Origin of the sequence: Labrys sp. 22185, from assembly GCF_052045555.1 — a bacterium.
In the GTDB taxonomy this organism is placed as follows: Bacteria; Pseudomonadota; Alphaproteobacteria; order Rhizobiales; family Labraceae; genus Labrys; species Labrys neptuniae.
Genome location: NZ_JBQEPH010000009.1, coordinates 58,050 through 73,579, shown reverse-complemented (window position 1 = coordinate 73,579; position 15,530 = coordinate 58,050). Strand labels below are relative to the sequence as shown.

General features: G+C 64.4%; 14 protein-coding genes. 3 read left to right on the top strand and 11 right to left on the bottom strand.

The features are described 5' to 3' along the window. Positions 1-101 precede the first annotated feature (101 nt). The 6 genes from ACTJKX_RS18755 to miaB form a co-directional block, all read right to left on the bottom strand. Positions 102-515, bottom strand: coding sequence for a helix-turn-helix domain-containing protein (locus tag ACTJKX_RS18755; RefSeq protein WP_068288091.1), 414 nt, complete (start codon positions 513-515; stop codon positions 102-104). Between the two features lie 230 nt (positions 516-745). After that, positions 746-2,305: an apolipoprotein N-acyltransferase gene (gene lnt, locus ACTJKX_RS18750; protein WP_440726227.1), complete on the bottom strand. Its 1,560-nt coding sequence runs from the start codon at positions 2,303-2,305 to the stop codon at positions 746-748. Positions 2,306-2,352: 47 nt separating this feature from the next. Beyond that, positions 2,353-3,492, bottom strand: a complete 1,140-nt coding sequence (locus ACTJKX_RS18745) for a transporter associated domain-containing protein (RefSeq protein ID WP_415080335.1) — start codon at positions 3,490-3,492, stop codon at positions 2,353-2,355. 11 nt (positions 3,493-3,503) lie between these two features. Further along, positions 3,504-4,007, bottom strand: a complete 504-nt coding sequence (gene ybeY, locus ACTJKX_RS18740) for an rRNA maturation RNase YbeY (protein WP_311942906.1) — start codon at positions 4,005-4,007, stop codon at positions 3,504-3,506. After that, positions 4,004-5,038, bottom strand: a complete 1,035-nt coding sequence (locus ACTJKX_RS18735) for a PhoH family protein (protein WP_311942903.1) — start codon at positions 5,036-5,038, stop codon at positions 4,004-4,006. Before ACTJKX_RS18735 ends, ybeY begins: the two co-directional genes overlap by 4 nt. A gap of 26 nt (positions 5,039-5,064) precedes the next feature. Next, positions 5,065-6,501: a tRNA (N6-isopentenyl adenosine(37)-C2)-methylthiotransferase MiaB gene (gene miaB / locus ACTJKX_RS18730; protein WP_440726123.1), complete on the bottom strand. Its 1,437-nt coding sequence runs from the start codon at positions 6,499-6,501 to the stop codon at positions 5,065-5,067. A gap of 191 nt (positions 6,502-6,692) precedes the next feature. Between miaB and ACTJKX_RS18725 the strand changes: the two genes are divergently transcribed. Then, positions 6,693-7,640: an alpha/beta hydrolase gene (locus tag ACTJKX_RS18725; protein ID WP_440726122.1), complete on the top strand. Its 948-nt coding sequence runs from the start codon at positions 6,693-6,695 to the stop codon at positions 7,638-7,640. Positions 7,641-7,824: 184 nt separating this feature from the next. Then, the gene (locus ACTJKX_RS18720; RefSeq protein WP_394313712.1) at positions 7,825-8,091 is read left to right on the top strand and encodes a GNAT family N-acetyltransferase; all 267 of its coding nucleotides are present in this window, start codon (positions 7,825-7,827) and stop codon (positions 8,089-8,091) included. A gap of 89 nt (positions 8,092-8,180) precedes the next feature. Here ACTJKX_RS18720 and ACTJKX_RS18715 read toward each other — a convergent pair whose 3' ends face one another. The 5 genes from ACTJKX_RS18715 to ACTJKX_RS18695 all read right to left on the bottom strand — a co-directional run bounded on the left by ACTJKX_RS18715 (position 8,181) and on the right by ACTJKX_RS18695 (position 12,636). Beyond that, entirely contained in the window at positions 8,181-9,551 is a 1,371-nt protein-coding gene (locus ACTJKX_RS18715; RefSeq protein WP_394313710.1) for an RtcB family protein, read from the bottom strand. A 213-nt stretch (positions 9,552-9,764) separates the two neighbouring features. After that, entirely contained in the window at positions 9,765-10,307 is a 543-nt protein-coding gene (locus ACTJKX_RS18710) for a GcrA family cell cycle regulator (RefSeq protein ID WP_311942886.1), read from the bottom strand. Positions 10,308-10,586: 279 nt separating this feature from the next. Further along, positions 10,587-11,447 carry a transporter substrate-binding domain-containing protein gene (locus ACTJKX_RS18705; protein ID WP_311942884.1) on the bottom strand — a complete coding sequence of 287 codons (861 nt, stop codon included), beginning with the start codon at positions 11,445-11,447 and terminating at the stop codon, positions 10,587-10,589. 145 nt (positions 11,448-11,592) lie between these two features. After that, a complete protein-coding gene (locus ACTJKX_RS18700) occupies positions 11,593-12,183 on the bottom strand; it encodes an SCO family protein (protein WP_394313707.1) in 591 nt (196 codons plus the stop codon). Continuing rightward, positions 12,184-12,636, bottom strand: a complete 453-nt coding sequence (locus tag ACTJKX_RS18695) for a MerR family transcriptional regulator (RefSeq protein WP_082979729.1) — start codon at positions 12,634-12,636, stop codon at positions 12,184-12,186. Positions 12,637-13,157: 521 nt separating this feature from the next. Here ACTJKX_RS18695 and ACTJKX_RS18690 point away from each other — a divergent pair. Next, positions 13,158-15,461, top strand: coding sequence for a hypothetical protein (locus tag ACTJKX_RS18690; RefSeq protein WP_440726121.1), 2,304 nt, complete (start codon positions 13,158-13,160; stop codon positions 15,459-15,461). Positions 15,462-15,530: the final 69 nt, after the last annotated feature.

Below are 15,530 nucleotides of genomic sequence, written 5' to 3'. Positions count from 1 at the left end.
GCGGCGCGATTTTCCATCACACTTCCGGGCTTGGCGGCATCGCCAAGCCCGACAAAGGCACGTCGAAGTCACAGGGGCGCTTTATTGGCCCGTTCCGTCGCTCAGGCTGCGTGTTCCTGGCTGAGCGTGGAGACGAGATCGACGACCCGGCGGCGCACCTTCGGATCCTTGATGCGGGCAAAGGCCTTGTTCAGCTGCAGGCCCTCGGTGGTCGACAGGAATTCGATGACGTGCGAGGTATCGCTCTCGTCGGCATGTTCAGCCGTGTGCACGGCGCCGGTTTCGGGCGGCAGGCCCTCGAAGAAGAAGGAAATGGTGACGCCCAGGATCGAGGCGATCTGCTGCAGCCGGCTCGCACCAATGCGATTGGTGCCCTTTTCATATTTCTGCACCTGCTGAAAAGTAAGGCCAAGTGCCTCGCCGAGCTTCTCCTGGCTCATGCCTACCAGGACACGCCGGATACGGACGCGGCTGCCAACGTGCTGATCAATGGGATTGGGTACTTTCTTGATCATAATATTAACTCCAGGTCACTAGCAAATATTTGAAAATACAGCGACGAATTTGAAAATGAATTGCGGCCGCAACGTGGCGGAAGCACGGCATGCCAGAGATACAATTACGGCAGCGCAATCTGAAGTAGTTCAAATGCATCCTGCAACCAGCAGGGTGACTATACCTCCTTATGCGGGAAAATCCAGTCAGTCTCGCGCTTTCCGCTTGGCGCGGTTGTAACAAATATGTGTTATCGCAGCTGTCGGCGATGGTTTCGACAACCAAGGCCGGCGCCGATTAAGGCAATCAGAAACAATCCGGCAATAATGCCGGTGCCAGCCGTGGCAAATAGCGGTGGTGGCAAGGTGGTGGGAAGGCGCGAATCGAGCACGCCGCTGGTGCCGAGCGGCAGGCTGGCGACGATGCGCCCCACCGGGTCGATTACGGCCGAAATGCCGTTGTTGCCGGCGCGGACCACGGGCAGGCCTTCCTCGATCGCGCGCGCCCTTACCTCGGTGAAATGCTGGTAGGGCCCCGGGGTGATGCCGAACCAGGCGTCGTTGGTGACGTTGAGCAGCCAGCCCGGACGGTTGGCCGGATCGATCACCTCGCCCGGAAAGATCGCTTCGTAGCAGATCAGGATGCCGGCGGGCGGCGCGTTGGGAATGTCGAGCGTGCGCAGGCCGGGGCCGGTCGAAAAGCCGCCACGCTGCTTGGTCAATTGCTCGAAGCCGAGGGATTCGAGCACGGATTGATAGGGCAGATATTCGCCGAAGGGGACGAGGTGCACCTTGTCATAATTGCCGATAATGGTGCCGGTGGCGTCGATGACGTGCAGGGAATTGAAGAAGCGCCAGCTGCCGTCGTCGAGATTTTCCTCTGCCCGGCCGGCACCCGTCAGCAGCACGGCCTTGGGCGCCACCAGGTCGCCGAGCACCTTGAGGGCCTCGGGATCCTGCGCCACCAGGAAGGGAAAGGCCGATTCCGGCCAGATCAGATGGGTTGTTTTGGCAAGGCCGTCGCTGCCGTCGGCGGCCGGCTGGCGCGACAGCGCGAGATAGCGCGTCAGCACTTCGTTGCGCAGGGCCGGATTGAACTTGGCATCCTGCGGCAGGTCGGGCTGCATGATGCGCAGTTGCACCCCGTCGACGAAGCTGGTGGGATGTTGGCCGAGGCGCCATACGCCGAAGGCCGCCATCGCGACCAGGACAGCGACGGACAGGGCCGGCCAGCGCCAGCCGCCTCGCCGCACCAAGGCGACAGGCGTGGAGAACAGGACGAGTGCGACGAGAGTGAGCCCATAGGCCCCGATCAGGGACAGGCTCTGCGCCAGATGAAGTTCCTCGGCGAGCGCATAGCCGAACAGGTTCCAGGGAAAGCCGGTCAGGATATGGCCGCGCAGCCATTCGACAGCAGCCATGGCGACGGCAAAGGCGAGGATGCGGGCAATTCCCCGTGACCATAGCAGCCGAGCCAGCGCAAACCCGGCGGCGTGGAAGAAAGCAAGGCCGGCAGGCAGGAGCACCACTGCGAAGGGCAGCAACCAGGCGAATTGGTCGGCATCGACGAGGAAGGCATTGCCGATCCACCACAGCCCGGCCAGGAAATAGCCGAAGCCGTAGCACCAGCCGAGCCGAGCCGCCGAGCCGATGCTGCGCCAGAAACGGGGGGACGGATTCTCCGGCGCAGGGAAGGCGACGCCGTCCAGCAGCCAGATTGCCACCGGAAAGCTGACGGCCAGAACCGGAAAGGCATTGAACGGGGCCATGGCTAGCGCCGCGAGGGCACCTGCCAGGAAGGCGACGGCCATGCGTCGCCAGCCCCTCAGCCCGGCCAGACGGGACGCAAGTGCAGCGATCACGTGGCGCCGTCGCCGCTGGTTTCGTTCGCCGGGGTCCTCTCGCCATCGGCGGCTGCGGCCGCCTCATCGGCAGGGGACACCGTCTTCTTCTCGCGCTTGCGCCCGTCGCGCGGCCGGGTGATGCCGCTGCCGGCTGTGTGGATGCGGACCCGCTTCACCCGGCGCGGATCGGCATCGAGGATCTCGAATTCGAGCTGGCCCGGTCCCTGCACGATCTCGCCGCGCACCGGTACGCGGCCGGCCAGTGTCACCAGCCAGCCTCCGAGCGTATCGACATCGGCCTCGATCTCGTCCTCATGCATCTCCAGGCCGATGGCGGCTGCGACGTCTTCGAGATCGGCGCGGGCATCGGCAGTGAAGATGCCTTCGCCGGAGGCGACGATCATGTCGCCGTCATCCTCGTCATGCTCGTCCTCGATGTCGCCGAGCACGATTTCGACGATGTCCTCCATCGAGACCAGACCGTCCGTGCCGCCATATTCGTCGATCACCAAAGCGAGCTGGGTGCGGGTGGCCTGCATCTTGGCGAGCAGGTCGATCGGCGGCATCGAAGGGGGGACGAACAGCACGTTTCGGGTCAGGGACTTCACCGAACTGAGCGGCGTCGACAGGGTGATGTTGCCCAGGGCGAGGGCCGCTTCCTTGGGCGAGGGCTTGACGGCCTCGCCGTCCCTGGCGGTTTCGCTCTCGCGGACCTTGCGGCTGCGACGGGCGGCAATGGCGGCCCGCGACGCCAGCCAGGCCACGAAATCGCGGATGTGCACCATGCCGCGCGGATCGTCCAGCGTCTCGTTGTAGACGGGCAGGCGCGAATGGCCCGCTGTCTGGAACACCTTGAGCAGGTCACCCAGAGAAATGTCGAGCGGCACGGCCACGATATCCGCCCGGGGCACCATGACGTCATCGACGCGCTTGCCGCGCAGGCCGAGGATGTTCTTGAGCATGGCCCGCTCCTCCGGAGAGAAGCTGGAATCCTCGCCGGCGCGTGTATTCTCGAGCGCGTCGGCCAGGTCCTCGCGGATGGAGGGGGCCGATTTCAGCCCGAGCGCGGACTTGATCCGCCCGAACAGGCCCTCATGCTGGGTGTCCTGGGTGGTGCCGGCTTGGCTGCTACTTCGATCGTTGCTGTCGGACATGGCTCTGGATGTTAGCTCGCTTCGCGCAACAAGGGCGCGTCGGCATAGGGATTGGCGATGCCGAGCTCGGCGAGAATGCGCACTTCCAGCGCTTCCATCACCTCGGCTTCGGCATCGTTCAAATGGTCATGGCCGAACAGATGCAGGAGGCCATGTACGGTGAGGTGGCTGAGATGGTCGGCAAAGCTCACGGAAGTTTCCTCGGCTTCCCGCGCGATCGTCTCATGGGCAAAGATGATGTCGCCCAGCATCGGCGCCGTCGCGATGGCTTCTCCCACCGCCTGCGGGAAGGACAAAACATTGGTGGGCTTGTCCTTGCCACGCCATTCGGCGTTGATTTCGCGGATGGAGGCATCGTCGGTCAGGACGATCGAAAGTTCGGCTCCCGGTGCATGGGCAAGCGCCGCGACATCGATGGCCCTGGCCACGGCGCGCGTGATCAGGGCCTCGATGGCATCGAGGTCCTGCCAGAGCTCGCTCTCCTGAGCGATCTCGATGGTAATGGCATCGCTCATGACTTGGTGTCGCCCGAGGGCTTGCTGGAATCCTTGGCTTCATAGGCCCGCACGATCTTGGCAACCAGTTCATGGCGCACGACATCGGCGGCATTGAATCGGCAGATGGCGATTTCCGGGATGTCTTTCAACAGGTCGATCGCCTCGATCAGGCCCGATTTCTGGCCGGGCGGCAGGTCGATCTGGGTCGGATCGCCGGTGATGATCATGCGCGAGCCTTCGCCCAGGCGCGTCAGGAACATCTTCATCTGCATCGAGGTGCAGTTCTGGGCCTCGTCCAGCAGCACGACCGAATTGGCGAGCGTGCGCCCACGCATGAACGCCAGCGGCGCCACCTCGATCATGCCCGAGGTCAGGCCGCGCTCGACGCGTTCCGGCGGCATCATGTCGTAGAGCGCGTCATAGAGCGGGCGCAGATAGGGGTCGACCTTCTCGCGCATGTCGCCGGGCAGGAAGCCGAGCCTCTCGCCCGCCTCGACGGCGGGGCGGGACAGGATCAGCCGGTCGGCCTCGCCCTTCTCGATCAGCGCCGCGGCATGGGCGACCGCAAGATAGGTCTTGCCGGTACCCGCCGGGCCGGTAGCAAAGACGAGCTCGTGCTTCTGCAACGCCCTGATATAGGCGTCCTGCGCCGGGGTACGGGCGGCAATCGTCTTCTTGCGTGTACCGACGGAGGCTGCACCGCCGGTCGTCGCTACTTTCGGCTTGCCTTCCGGCGTGAACAGCACGCCTTGCGAGGCGGCCATGCGCAACGCGCCGTCGACATCGCCCAGCGCCACCTGCTGGCCGGAGCGCAGGCGCTGATACAGGCTCTCCAGCACGCGCTTGGCCTGTTCCACGCTGTCCTTGGCGCCGCGCAGGGCAACGTGGTTGCCGCGGGCCGTCGCCTCGATGCCGAGCTTGCGCTCGATGAAGGCGAGGTTCTGGTCGTGCTGGCCGAAGAGCAGCGTGGCCAGGCGATTATCCTCGAAGGCCGTGACGATTTCCGCGGGAGCTTCTGTCGTCGGCAGGGGTGGGGTTTGCGTTGTCATGCGTGTCCGTCGTTCCTCGTCCACTTTCAAGCAACGGCCTCCCGGAAATCGGCGCCGGCCAGCACGCCATGCAGCGACCAGGCACCCGTGGCCGTGATCTCGACGGGAGCCACCGTACCGATCAGGCTGTCGTCCGCCTCGATCTGCACGGCCTGGAGATAGGGAGTGCGGCCGGCGATCTGGCCCGGGCGCTTGCCCTTGCGATCGAACAGCACATCCATGGTGCGCCCGATGCTGGCCTGATTGAAGGCCTTCTGCTGGCTTTCGGTCAGGGCCTGCAGCCGTGCCAGGCGCGCGGCCTTCACCGCTTCGTCGACCTGATCCGCCATGCCGGCCCCCGGCGTGCCCGGACGCGGGGAATATTTGAACGAATAGGCCGACACATAAGTGACCTCTTCGATCAGCCGCAGGGTCGCCTCGAAATCGGCGTCGGTCTCGCCGGGGAAACCGACGATGAAGTCGGAAGAAAATGCCATGTCGGGCCGGGCCTGCCGAATCTTCTCGATGAGCTTGAGATAATCGACTGCTGTATGCTTGCGATTCATGACATCCAGAATGCGATCGGAGCCCGACTGCACCGGAAGATGCAGGAAGGGCATCAGGGCCGGCAGATCGCGATGGGCCTCGATAAGGCTGTCATCCATGTCGCGGGGATGGGAGGTGGTGTAGCGCAGGCGCACCACCGGCTCGATGCGGGCGAGGCGATGCACGAGCTGGCCCAGCGTCCAGGCGCGACCGTCCGGGCCTTCGCCATGATAGGCGTTGACGTTCTGGCCGAGCAGGCTGATCTCGCGCACGCCGGCATCGGCCAGGCGCTCGACCTCGGCCACGATAGCGGCAACCGGCCGCGACGTCTCGGCTCCGCGCGTATAGGGCACCACGCAGAAGGTGCAGAACTTGTCGCAGCCTTCCTGCACGGTGACGAAGGCGGAGGGGCCGCGGGCCAGGGTCTTCTCCCGCCGCGGCGCCGGCAGGATGGCGAACTTGTCCTCGACCGGAAAGTCGGTATCAACCGGCTTGGCCGTGCCATCCGCTTTGGCGAGCAGCTCCGGCAGGCGATGATAGGCCTGCGGGCCCACCACGAGATCGACGGCGGGGGCACGCCTGAGGATCTCCTGGCCTTCGGCCTGGGCGACGCAGCCGGCGACGGCGATCTTCATGTCACCGCCTTGGCGGCGGCGCTCGTCGCGCGCCACGCGCAGGCGGCCAATCTCCGAATAGACCTTCTCGGCCGCCTTTTCCCGAATATGGCAGGTGTTGAGGATGACGAGGTCAGCCTCGTCGGGATTGGCCGTTTCCACATAGCCCGTCGGCGCCAGCGTGTCGGCCATGCGCTGGCTGTCATAGACGTTCATCTGACAGCCATAGGACTTGATGAAGACGGTTTTGGCGCGAGTATCCCCGGAGCCGGCATCACCGTGCGGGTTATGCGGGCGTTCGATCTCGGTCTCGTCAGGAATCATGGGTCTCGCTATTGCCACCTTTCAAGGTGCTAGGGATAGCGGTTTTCCGGTCCGATGAGAAGGGTTGAGTTGCCGCGCCCGGGTCCTTCCTGTTGCGAAAGGCTGCGCGAGGGGTGGGGTGAAGCGGCGGGCCTTGCCGACCTTGCCGGTTCCCGGCACTGTGCGCCATCCCATCAAGGCGATTCAAGCTCATGCCCTCTGTCGACCCCGCCGTATTTGCTTCCGATGCCGTGGCCGAGACCACGGCGGCGCTCAATGCCGACATCATCGCCAAGATGAGCGCTTTGCCGGATCTGTGGTCCTTCCCGCCCGAACTGATCCGCGAGACCCGGCGCCAGGGCAAGGGGATCTTCCCGCTGCAAGGCAAGAGTTCCCGGGCTGAAGTGCTGGAGATCGACGGCAAGCAGGGAAGGGTGCCGATCCGCATTATCGCACCGGAAGCACCGACCGGGGTTTACATGCACATCCATGGCGGCGGCTGGATGTTCAACCAGTCCGACTTCCAGGACGAAAGTCTGGAGAAGATTGTCGCGGCCACCGGCATGGCCTGCATTTCGGTGGAATATCGCCTGGCGCCGGAACATCCCTTTCCCGCCGGACCGGACGATTGCGAGGCGGCGGCGCTGTGGTTGGCGTCGGAAGGCAGCAAGCGTTTCCGCACCAAGCGCTTCTTCATCGGCGGCGAGAGCGCCGGCGCCCATCTCTCCGCGCTGACGCTGCAGCGCCTGCGCGACCGGCACGGCCTCACGCCCTTCGCGGGGGCCAATCTCATCGCCGGCTGCTACGATCTCGGCATGACCCCGAGTGCGCGCAGCTTCGATCGCGGCAAGCTGATCCTGACGCCGCGCGACATCGCGCTGTTCGTGCGGGCCTGCGTGCCCGATGGCGTCGATCTGCGCTCGCCCGATGTTTCCCCGCTCTATGGCGATCTCAACGGCATGCCGCCGGCCCTGTTCTCCGTCGGAACCTATGACGCCCTGCTTGACGATAGCGTGTTCATGGCGGGACGCTGGGAGGCGGCTGGCAATGCCACGACGCTCAGGCTGTGGCCGGGCGGCTGCCATGTCTTCCAGGGCTTCGACTTTCCGATGGCGCAGGAGGCCTTCGCCGAGGAGATCGCCTTCTTCAACGCGCATTGAGGGCGCGGCCTATGCCTGACGAGGGCCAGATTTCGGTTTTCGACGATCCCGCTCCTGCAGATCTCCAGCGGCTCGACGATCTGCTCGACCAGGACAATATCGAGCGCACCGGCATCCGCGATGCACGGCTGCTGGCCATCCTGCTGCCCTGCTGCGCTCTGCAGAAGGCGAGCTTTATGCCGGCTTGCACGGGCATAGTTGGGGCGGTTGCTGCGAGATCAAGACGCTCTGGGTCGCCGAAGGCCGTCGTCGGCAAGGCCTTGGCGCGCGCCTCCTGGCAGCGGCCGAGGAAGAGGCGCTCCGTCGGGGCTGCTGCCAGATTGTACTGACGACCCACTCCTTCCAGGCGCCCGCCTTCTACGAGAAGTGCGGGTTCCGGCGGTTGGCATCGATCGAGGATTATCCGCGGGGATATGCCAACATCGTGATGGTGAAACCATTGAAGCGGTGATGCAGCCTGCGTGCCGGCACCTTGTCCGTCTTTCCCGCGCGGTAAAAGGCATGGGGCTGGAACAGGCGAGATGCCGGCAGGTTCGCGGTTCACCTCCGCTTCTTGCGCCAGGGTGCGTCCTGCTCCCAGTCGCCGGCCATGATCGAGCCATAGGGGATGACCTCGTCGATCACCTCGGCGAGGCCGTATTTGTCGATCTGGGCCCGGACCGCGGCAGCATTCTTGTAGGCCTGCGGCAATTCGGACAGGTCCGCCTTGCCACAATAGAAGCGCACGTCGATACCCTCGGGCAGGCCCGGCTTTTCCTGGCGCAGAAAGGCCGAGCGGCTGAGATTGCGGCCCGCCCCGTGCGGGGCGAAGCCGAGGGCCTCCTTGCGGTCGCGATGCGTCGTGATCAGGATCGGTTCGGCCATGTTGAGCGGGATCAACGTGCGGCCGTCGTCATCCGGCGAGAAGCCGGCCCAGGAGGGCGTGGCTCCCTTGCCATGATAATAGAGCCCGTCATCGCGCCGGAACACGAAATTGTGCTCGTTCCAGAACCGGTCGGCCACGGCATTGCCCAGCGATCGGGCTGCAAGGTCGTGAATGGCGAAATGGCTTGCCTTGGTCCAGCTCCGCGCGAATTGCAGAGCCTGCCAATAGGCCTGCCCCTCTTCGCTCGAAGCCTGCAGCCAGGCATTGTGGGCCGGCACCCGCGGCGCCACGATCTGGGTGTGCCTGCGGGCGGCTGCCATGCCGCGCTTGTAGAGCTGGGCACCGAGCCCGCGCGAACCGTGATGGGTCACCAGCGCCGGCTGGCCGCTGGAGCTGAGGTGGCCGACATAGGCAAAGTGATTGCCATCGCCCTGCGAGCCGAAATGGCCTGTTACGATGTTGCCGAGCCCGTGCAGGAAGGGATTGGCCTGTAGCGTGGCATCGATGTCGGGCGCGAAATCCGGGACGATCATCGCCTTGCGTCCGCCGGGGCCGAAATGAGTCACGGCCTGGACCGCATCAAGGATGCGCCTGGGATCATCCTTGCGTGCGAACACGGTGATCGCCACCGAGCAGCAGATGTCGGCGGAATGAAAGCCGGGATGGATGGCGTCCTCGCAGGCGACCGCGCCGCCGACCGGGATCGTCCCGAGAGCGGTGCCGGAAGGGCAGGCGTCCGGCATCACGGCGCCGGCGACGATGGTCGGCACCCGCATGAGAGCGTCCATATGCGCGGTCACGGCCGCGAGGTTGGCCCGTTCGAGTTCGCCTTCGGCGTCGAGGAAGACGCCATAGGGCAGGCCATTGGTGCGCAGCAGGGTCTCGACCGGCTGCAAGGCCTGCAGGGCGATGAAGATGGCATCGTCATCCGCGCCGGCCTGGCGCAGGCGATTGGCCTCGGCCAGGGCCCGCCCGAACCACTTGCCGGGCTGAAAGCCCCAGGCAATCAGCGTCGTGCCATCGATGGTGCCAATGGTTGCGGTCATGTCGGGAGATGCCCCGTCCACATTCCGTGTCATTGCTCTGGTTCCGGTGTGTTGTCTTGCAACGCCGCGCAACAAGAGTTTGGGGCGGCCCGGCGTTTAGGCCGATGCGCCGCTAAAAGCAAGCGGATTTCCTTTTGGGAAAGGTACCAGTACGCCGCAAAGAAAAAGGCAGGGAAATCCCTGCCTTTGAATGGATCGGATGGAAGGCTGCGATCAGGCGCGGGCGGCACGACGCTCCTTGTCGCGCTCACGCCGACGGTCGAGCACCGGCTGGTAGGCGATCGAGGCATGATGGGGGCAGTAGGGGCCAGAGGGGCCGACGCGGCTGCCGCAGAAACGGAAGTCCTCACGCCCGGGATCGCCCAGCGGCCAGCGGCACATATGCTCGCGCAGTTCCATGATGGTGACACGCTCGGACATCGGGATGACGACTTCCTCGACCGGACGCAAGGCGGGTTCGGGGCGTTCTTCAATGGCGACGAGCGGCATGATCTGCGGAGCGAGGGCGGTATTGCCCCGCACCACGGGCGCGGAGGTCTGGGTGCGGAGCGGATGCGAGGGAGCCCGCGTGGGCTTGATGCGACGCTGTGGTGCCGGCGCGGGCGCCTTGGCCCGGCCAGACAAACCGAGTCTATGCACCTTGCCGATCACGGCGTTGCGTGTGACGCCGCCAAGTTCTGTGGCAATGGCGCTAGCAGACAGACCTTCTGACCACAGCTTTTTCAGAAGTTCTACCCGCTCGTCTGTCCAGTGCATCAGCCTCTCCTGCCTTCCGCCTTGTTTTCGCCCGAATTCGCTACGCCGAATCCTTTCCCATCAGCCACGATGTCGACAGAACATCGTTGCGCATGCACGCCATGAGCTGACAGGAGTTACGAGACGCCGCACGAGATGTCGTGCTTAACGAAGCCTTAACTACAATAGGCAGTGACTCTCGCGCAAGAGTCCTGCTGGCGCGGGGTGCGTTTTCCCCAGCTTCGGCGACAAAGTGAGTCTTTTCGGTAACAGCGGAGGGCGTGCAAGTTTCCGTTTACGTCACGGAAGGCCTGCAAAGGGATCGACAGGAAACCAGCGGCGCACGAGATCTGCATAGATGCCCTGTTCCCAGATCTGGAAAAGGGCATAGTCGATGGCCTGCTTGAGATCCCCGTCCTCCCGGCGCATGGCCATGCCGATGCCGTCACCGAAGAAGTGGCCGTCGAGATAGGGCGCGCCCGCAAAGCTGCAGCAATTGCCGGCCTCCGAGCCGTTGAGCCAGAGCGACAGGCCGATGCCATCTGCGAAGACCAGGTCGATTTCTCCGCGCTTGAGCGCCTCGCGCAGCGCCGCGTCATTGGCGAAGGATACCAGGTTGGCGGTCTTGAGATAGGCCTTGGCGTAGGCGGCATGCGCCGTGTCGGCGACGACGCCGATGCGACGGCCGGCCAGTCCCTCCGGCGTCAGGGCCGGTGGCGGGTCCTGGCGCCGCATGGCGAAGCGGGCGGGGCGCATGTAATAGGGGCGGGAGAACTGCAGTCTTTCGCGGGCTTCCTTGCTCGGCACGAGCGAGGCAGCGATCACATCCGCCTGCCCCTCTTCCAGGGCTGCGACGATGGTGTCCCAGCGCCGGGCCTGGATGGTGCAGGGGACCTTCAGCTGCCGGCAGACCGCGCGGGCGAGGTCGACATTGAAGCCTTCCAGGGCGCCGCTGGATCCCTGGAAGTCGAAAGGCGGAAAATCGTCCTCCGTCAGGAAGCGGATCCGGCGTACGGATTTCAGATCCGGCCGCTCCGGGCGCCGGTGCGGATCCCACAGGCCGTAGGGGCCGGTGCCGGTCGGGGCTGCAGTGCCGTTGCCATGGGCGGGGATGGCGAGCATCAATCCGAGGAGGAGCGTCCAGAGGGCACCGAATTTCAACAGGCCATATTCCTATTGCAGCGGGGCCGGGCAGGGTTTCCCGGCGGGGTCCATGGATGTGTCCTGGAGTTGGCTGCTGCCCTGGCAGGGAGTGCCCGATCCTTTCCTGGATGCCGGTTGCAAGGCCAACCCTCGATGTTGCACTTTATCGAGCCTGCATGACAGTTTCCAGAAGAGCAACCACTTCGTCCGAAGAGGCGTGCAGGTCGAAGCTCGATTGTACGCGGCCATTCTTGTCGAGTACAAATACGGTGTCGGTGTGGTCGATATTGTAGTTCTTGCCTGTCCCAGGCAAGATATTTGCTTCTATACCGTAGATGTCGCGTATCGAGGCGAGTTGTGCGGGGTCGCCGGTCAGGCCGCGCAGGTGAGGGTCATAGGCGGCGAGGCTGGTCTTCAATTGCTCGGGCGTGTCCCGGTCGGGATCGACAGTGATGAAGAGGGCGTTGATCCGCGAGGCGTCCGGCCCGAGTTTCTTCAGCGCCTGCGCGAGCAGGAACAAGGTCGTCGGGCAAATGTCGGGGCAGTGGGTGAAGCCGAAATAGACCAGGCTCGGCTTGCCCTGCAATTCCTTGGAGTCAAACACGCGGCCTTCAGCGTCCGTCAACTTGAACGGCCTGTCGATCACGCCGATGGGCTTGTGCAGGAAAAGGAAGAGGGCCCATAGACCAAGGCCGGCAAACACAAGGAACGCTGCGCTGCCGATCAGGTATTTTCGACGCAGGAATACGGCCACTTAACGCGGCAGGGCGTTGGCCAATCCCTCGTAGCTGCGGCGCAATTCGACCAGGGCTTCATCGATCTCGCGGCGCTGACGCTCCAGATGTTCGATCTGCTCGCGGACGGTGCTGGCGCTGATATCGAGACTCGCCGTCTTGCCTTCACCGTGATGGGCGATCATCTCACCGATTTCTACCAGGGTAAAACCCAGCCGCTTACCCTTAAGGATAAGTTGCAGATGCTCACGATCGCGTGCACTATAGAGCCGAGTCAGGTTGTCGCGCGTAGGATTGAGGAGACCCTTGTCCTCGTAGAAGCGCAAGGTTCGCAAAGTAACGCCAAATTCTCGCGCAAGGTCACCTATTGTATAGGTGGTCGTGCTATTCGTAGCGTTTTCTGTCTCTGCTACGAATACCGTCACCGGTTGGCCTTTTGTGTTTGTTGCCGACCTGGCTTCCAACTTTGACATGGTCTCTCTCTCGCGCCCGTTACAGGCTAGCAGCGCCGCTACTCATTCGTTGCAACAGGTACCATAATACGAAATCCGGGGGGCGTCAGCAATTAATATATTACCAAGCGAACGCCCAAATCTCCAGCAGGGAGATCATAACCCTCGCTCTGCTTCCTTTCAAGGGTAACGTATTAAATTAGGGCGCGTTGAGCGTTTCGAACAACACGAGCATCAACAGAATTCTGACCTTGTTGCAAAGTCTAATGTCGGTTCTTGCAAGGTATCCCACTTTCCCGTCTGCTCTGCAGTTCGGGTCGGAAGGTTTTTAGTAAAAAAAGCGCTTTGGATGCTCTGCAATGTTGTTGCCATCGGGAAGAGCGCTAGGGCAGTGAGGGTTAACAGGATATTTACCCTGTTGCGCGAAACCTGCTGTTGCGGGCACTGCGTGCCGCCCTCTCCACGCGTTCCCGGCCCGGTTTTCCGGGGCGGAGGCTGGGAGAGGCGTGAGAATCAGGCCGTTCGTCGGCACGGGAAGCCAAATGAGCCAAGCAGCGTCATGGAGTGTCGAGGGCGTCGATTCCCAGACGCGCGAGGCTGCCGCCGTTCTGGCCCGCCGCTCGGGCATGACGCTTGCACAATGGCTCAAATCCACTGTTGCCGAGCAGAAATTGCATGAACCGTCGCTTTTTGAGACGCAGAGCGACCTGCCGGATTCGCCCTTGGCCGCGATTGCTCGGAAGCTGGCTGCGACCCGGGAGAGGTATGTCGGTAGTGGTTCCGATGACCCGAAACGAAAGATCCAGACGGTAGGAGTCAGTGCGGCAGTGCTCGCGCGCCATATCCGTGCGAGTGAAGCCAGAATGGCGGGGCTGATCGAGCAACTTATCCACAGGCAGGAGCAGAGCGAGGTGCAGATGGCTGCCCTGGTCGATGCCCTCGTCGATGGTTTTGCGTCCCGGCCCGCCCCTGCGGCGCCGGGCGGCGAAGTCGATGCCCTCGACGATCTGGCGCGGGATCTGGAGCAGCGCATCGCCGGCATGGCCGACAAGATCGGTTCGTCCGCATCCATACCTTCGGTCCAGCCTGCGCCTCGCGATGATCTGAGCGAGCAGATTGCGGCGCTGACGCGGGAGGTCGCCGAACTCAGGCGCAGCCATCCCCCGGCCGCATCCGGCCAGGAGGATCTCGCCGGCCTGCGTGCGGAGATGGCGGATCTCAGCCGGCACGTGGCCGACATCCGTTCCCCCGAACAATTTGCGCGCCTCGACAAGAAACTCGATCTGTTGGCACGCCAGGCCCAGGATCCAGCCGTGCTGGCCACACTCCAGCGGGAGACGGCCGATATTCGCGCCCGCATCGGCGATCTCGTCCGCCAGCCCGAGAGCACACACGAGCTTCATGAGAAGATCGATGCCCTGCGCCAGGCCGTCGACGAGGCGCAGTCCTCGACCAATGCCTCGCTTACGGGGTTGATGGCCCGGCTCGAAGGCCTGGATGGGCGTGTCGTCGACGAGGCGGCTCTTTCCGCCTTGGAGCGGCAGATCGCGGCCATGGGCGGCAGCATCGAGGGGCTCGCCAGCGGCGGGCCTGGCGCTGCGCAGCTGCGGGCGGCTTTCGGCGAGACATTGGCCGGATCGGCGCTGGCCGCCTTGCCGGAGGAATTGCAGCGGATCTATCGTGAACTGCGCCAGTACCAGCAGGACGATGTCCGGGACACTCGAAAGGCTCTCGACTCCTTGCAATCGCTGCTGCACCAGCTCGGCAACCGCCTTGCCTCCGTCGAGGAGGTGGTCAGGAGCCGGGGCGGAGCGGTCGTTGCCGGACCGCCGGATCTGGCGGGGGTTCCGCCCTTGTTCGGCCGCGAGCGACCCGACGACATCGCCTGGTCGGATGACCTGCCGCGATCCCTTGCGGGGGACGGCCCCCGCAGTTCTGTCACCGACACACCGCACAATACCGGCCGTCCCAGCCAGGTTTCCGCACTCGGGGCGGGCGGCTCGCCGCCACCGAGCGGAACGCGCAGCGCCTTCATCGCCGCGGCGCGGCGGGCGGCGCGTGCCGCAAACGAGGCCGAGGGTGCTATCACGCGCGAGGAGAACGATCCCGTGACCGGAGGTGAACCTTTCTACAAACGGCACAAGCGCCCGATCCTGCTGGGACTGGCGGCCGTGACCATGATGCTGGGCGCGCTGCAGGGCGGCAAGGCCGGCGCCGCACCCAGCAGCCGGCCCATGACGCGCCTGAGCACGTCGGCAACGCCCCAGATGCGGCCGGAGATCGCCATACCCAAGCCCGAGCAGGCCGGCCAGGCCCTGGTTTGGTTCGAGGAGGCACGCCGGCTCGATCGGCCCGATGCCTCCACCCAGGATCTTGCCAAGGCGGCCGGGCTGTATCGCCAGGCGGCCCAGATGGGCTATACCCCGGCCTTGTTCCTGCTGGGGCTGGCCTATGACAAGGGCAGGGGAGTCGGCCAGGATGCCGTGCTGGCCGGGCTGTGGTATCAGCGCGCGGCCGAGCATGGCTCCGTGAACGCGATGTACAATCTGGCCGTGCTCTATGCCAATGGCGCCGTCATGGGCGCTCCCGATTACGAACAGGCGGCTCGCTGGTTCCATCAGGCCGCCGAGAAGGGCCATGTCGCCAGCCAGTATAATTACGCCCTGCTGGCGGCTCGGGGGCTCGGCACGCCGCGTGATCTCGCCGTTTCCTACCGCTTCCTCGCACTGGCCGCCGCGGCGGGCGATGCCGACGCCCTGATGAAGCTGGCGGAGATCGAGCCGCGCCTGACGCCGTCGCAACGCGCGGCGCTCGATGGCGGCAAGGCTGGGCACCATCCCTGCTGAGGGGAGCGTTGTTCCAGCAAGATGAGGAGTGACCAGCCCGCTCCCACGAGGGGAGAAGGAAGTGGCACT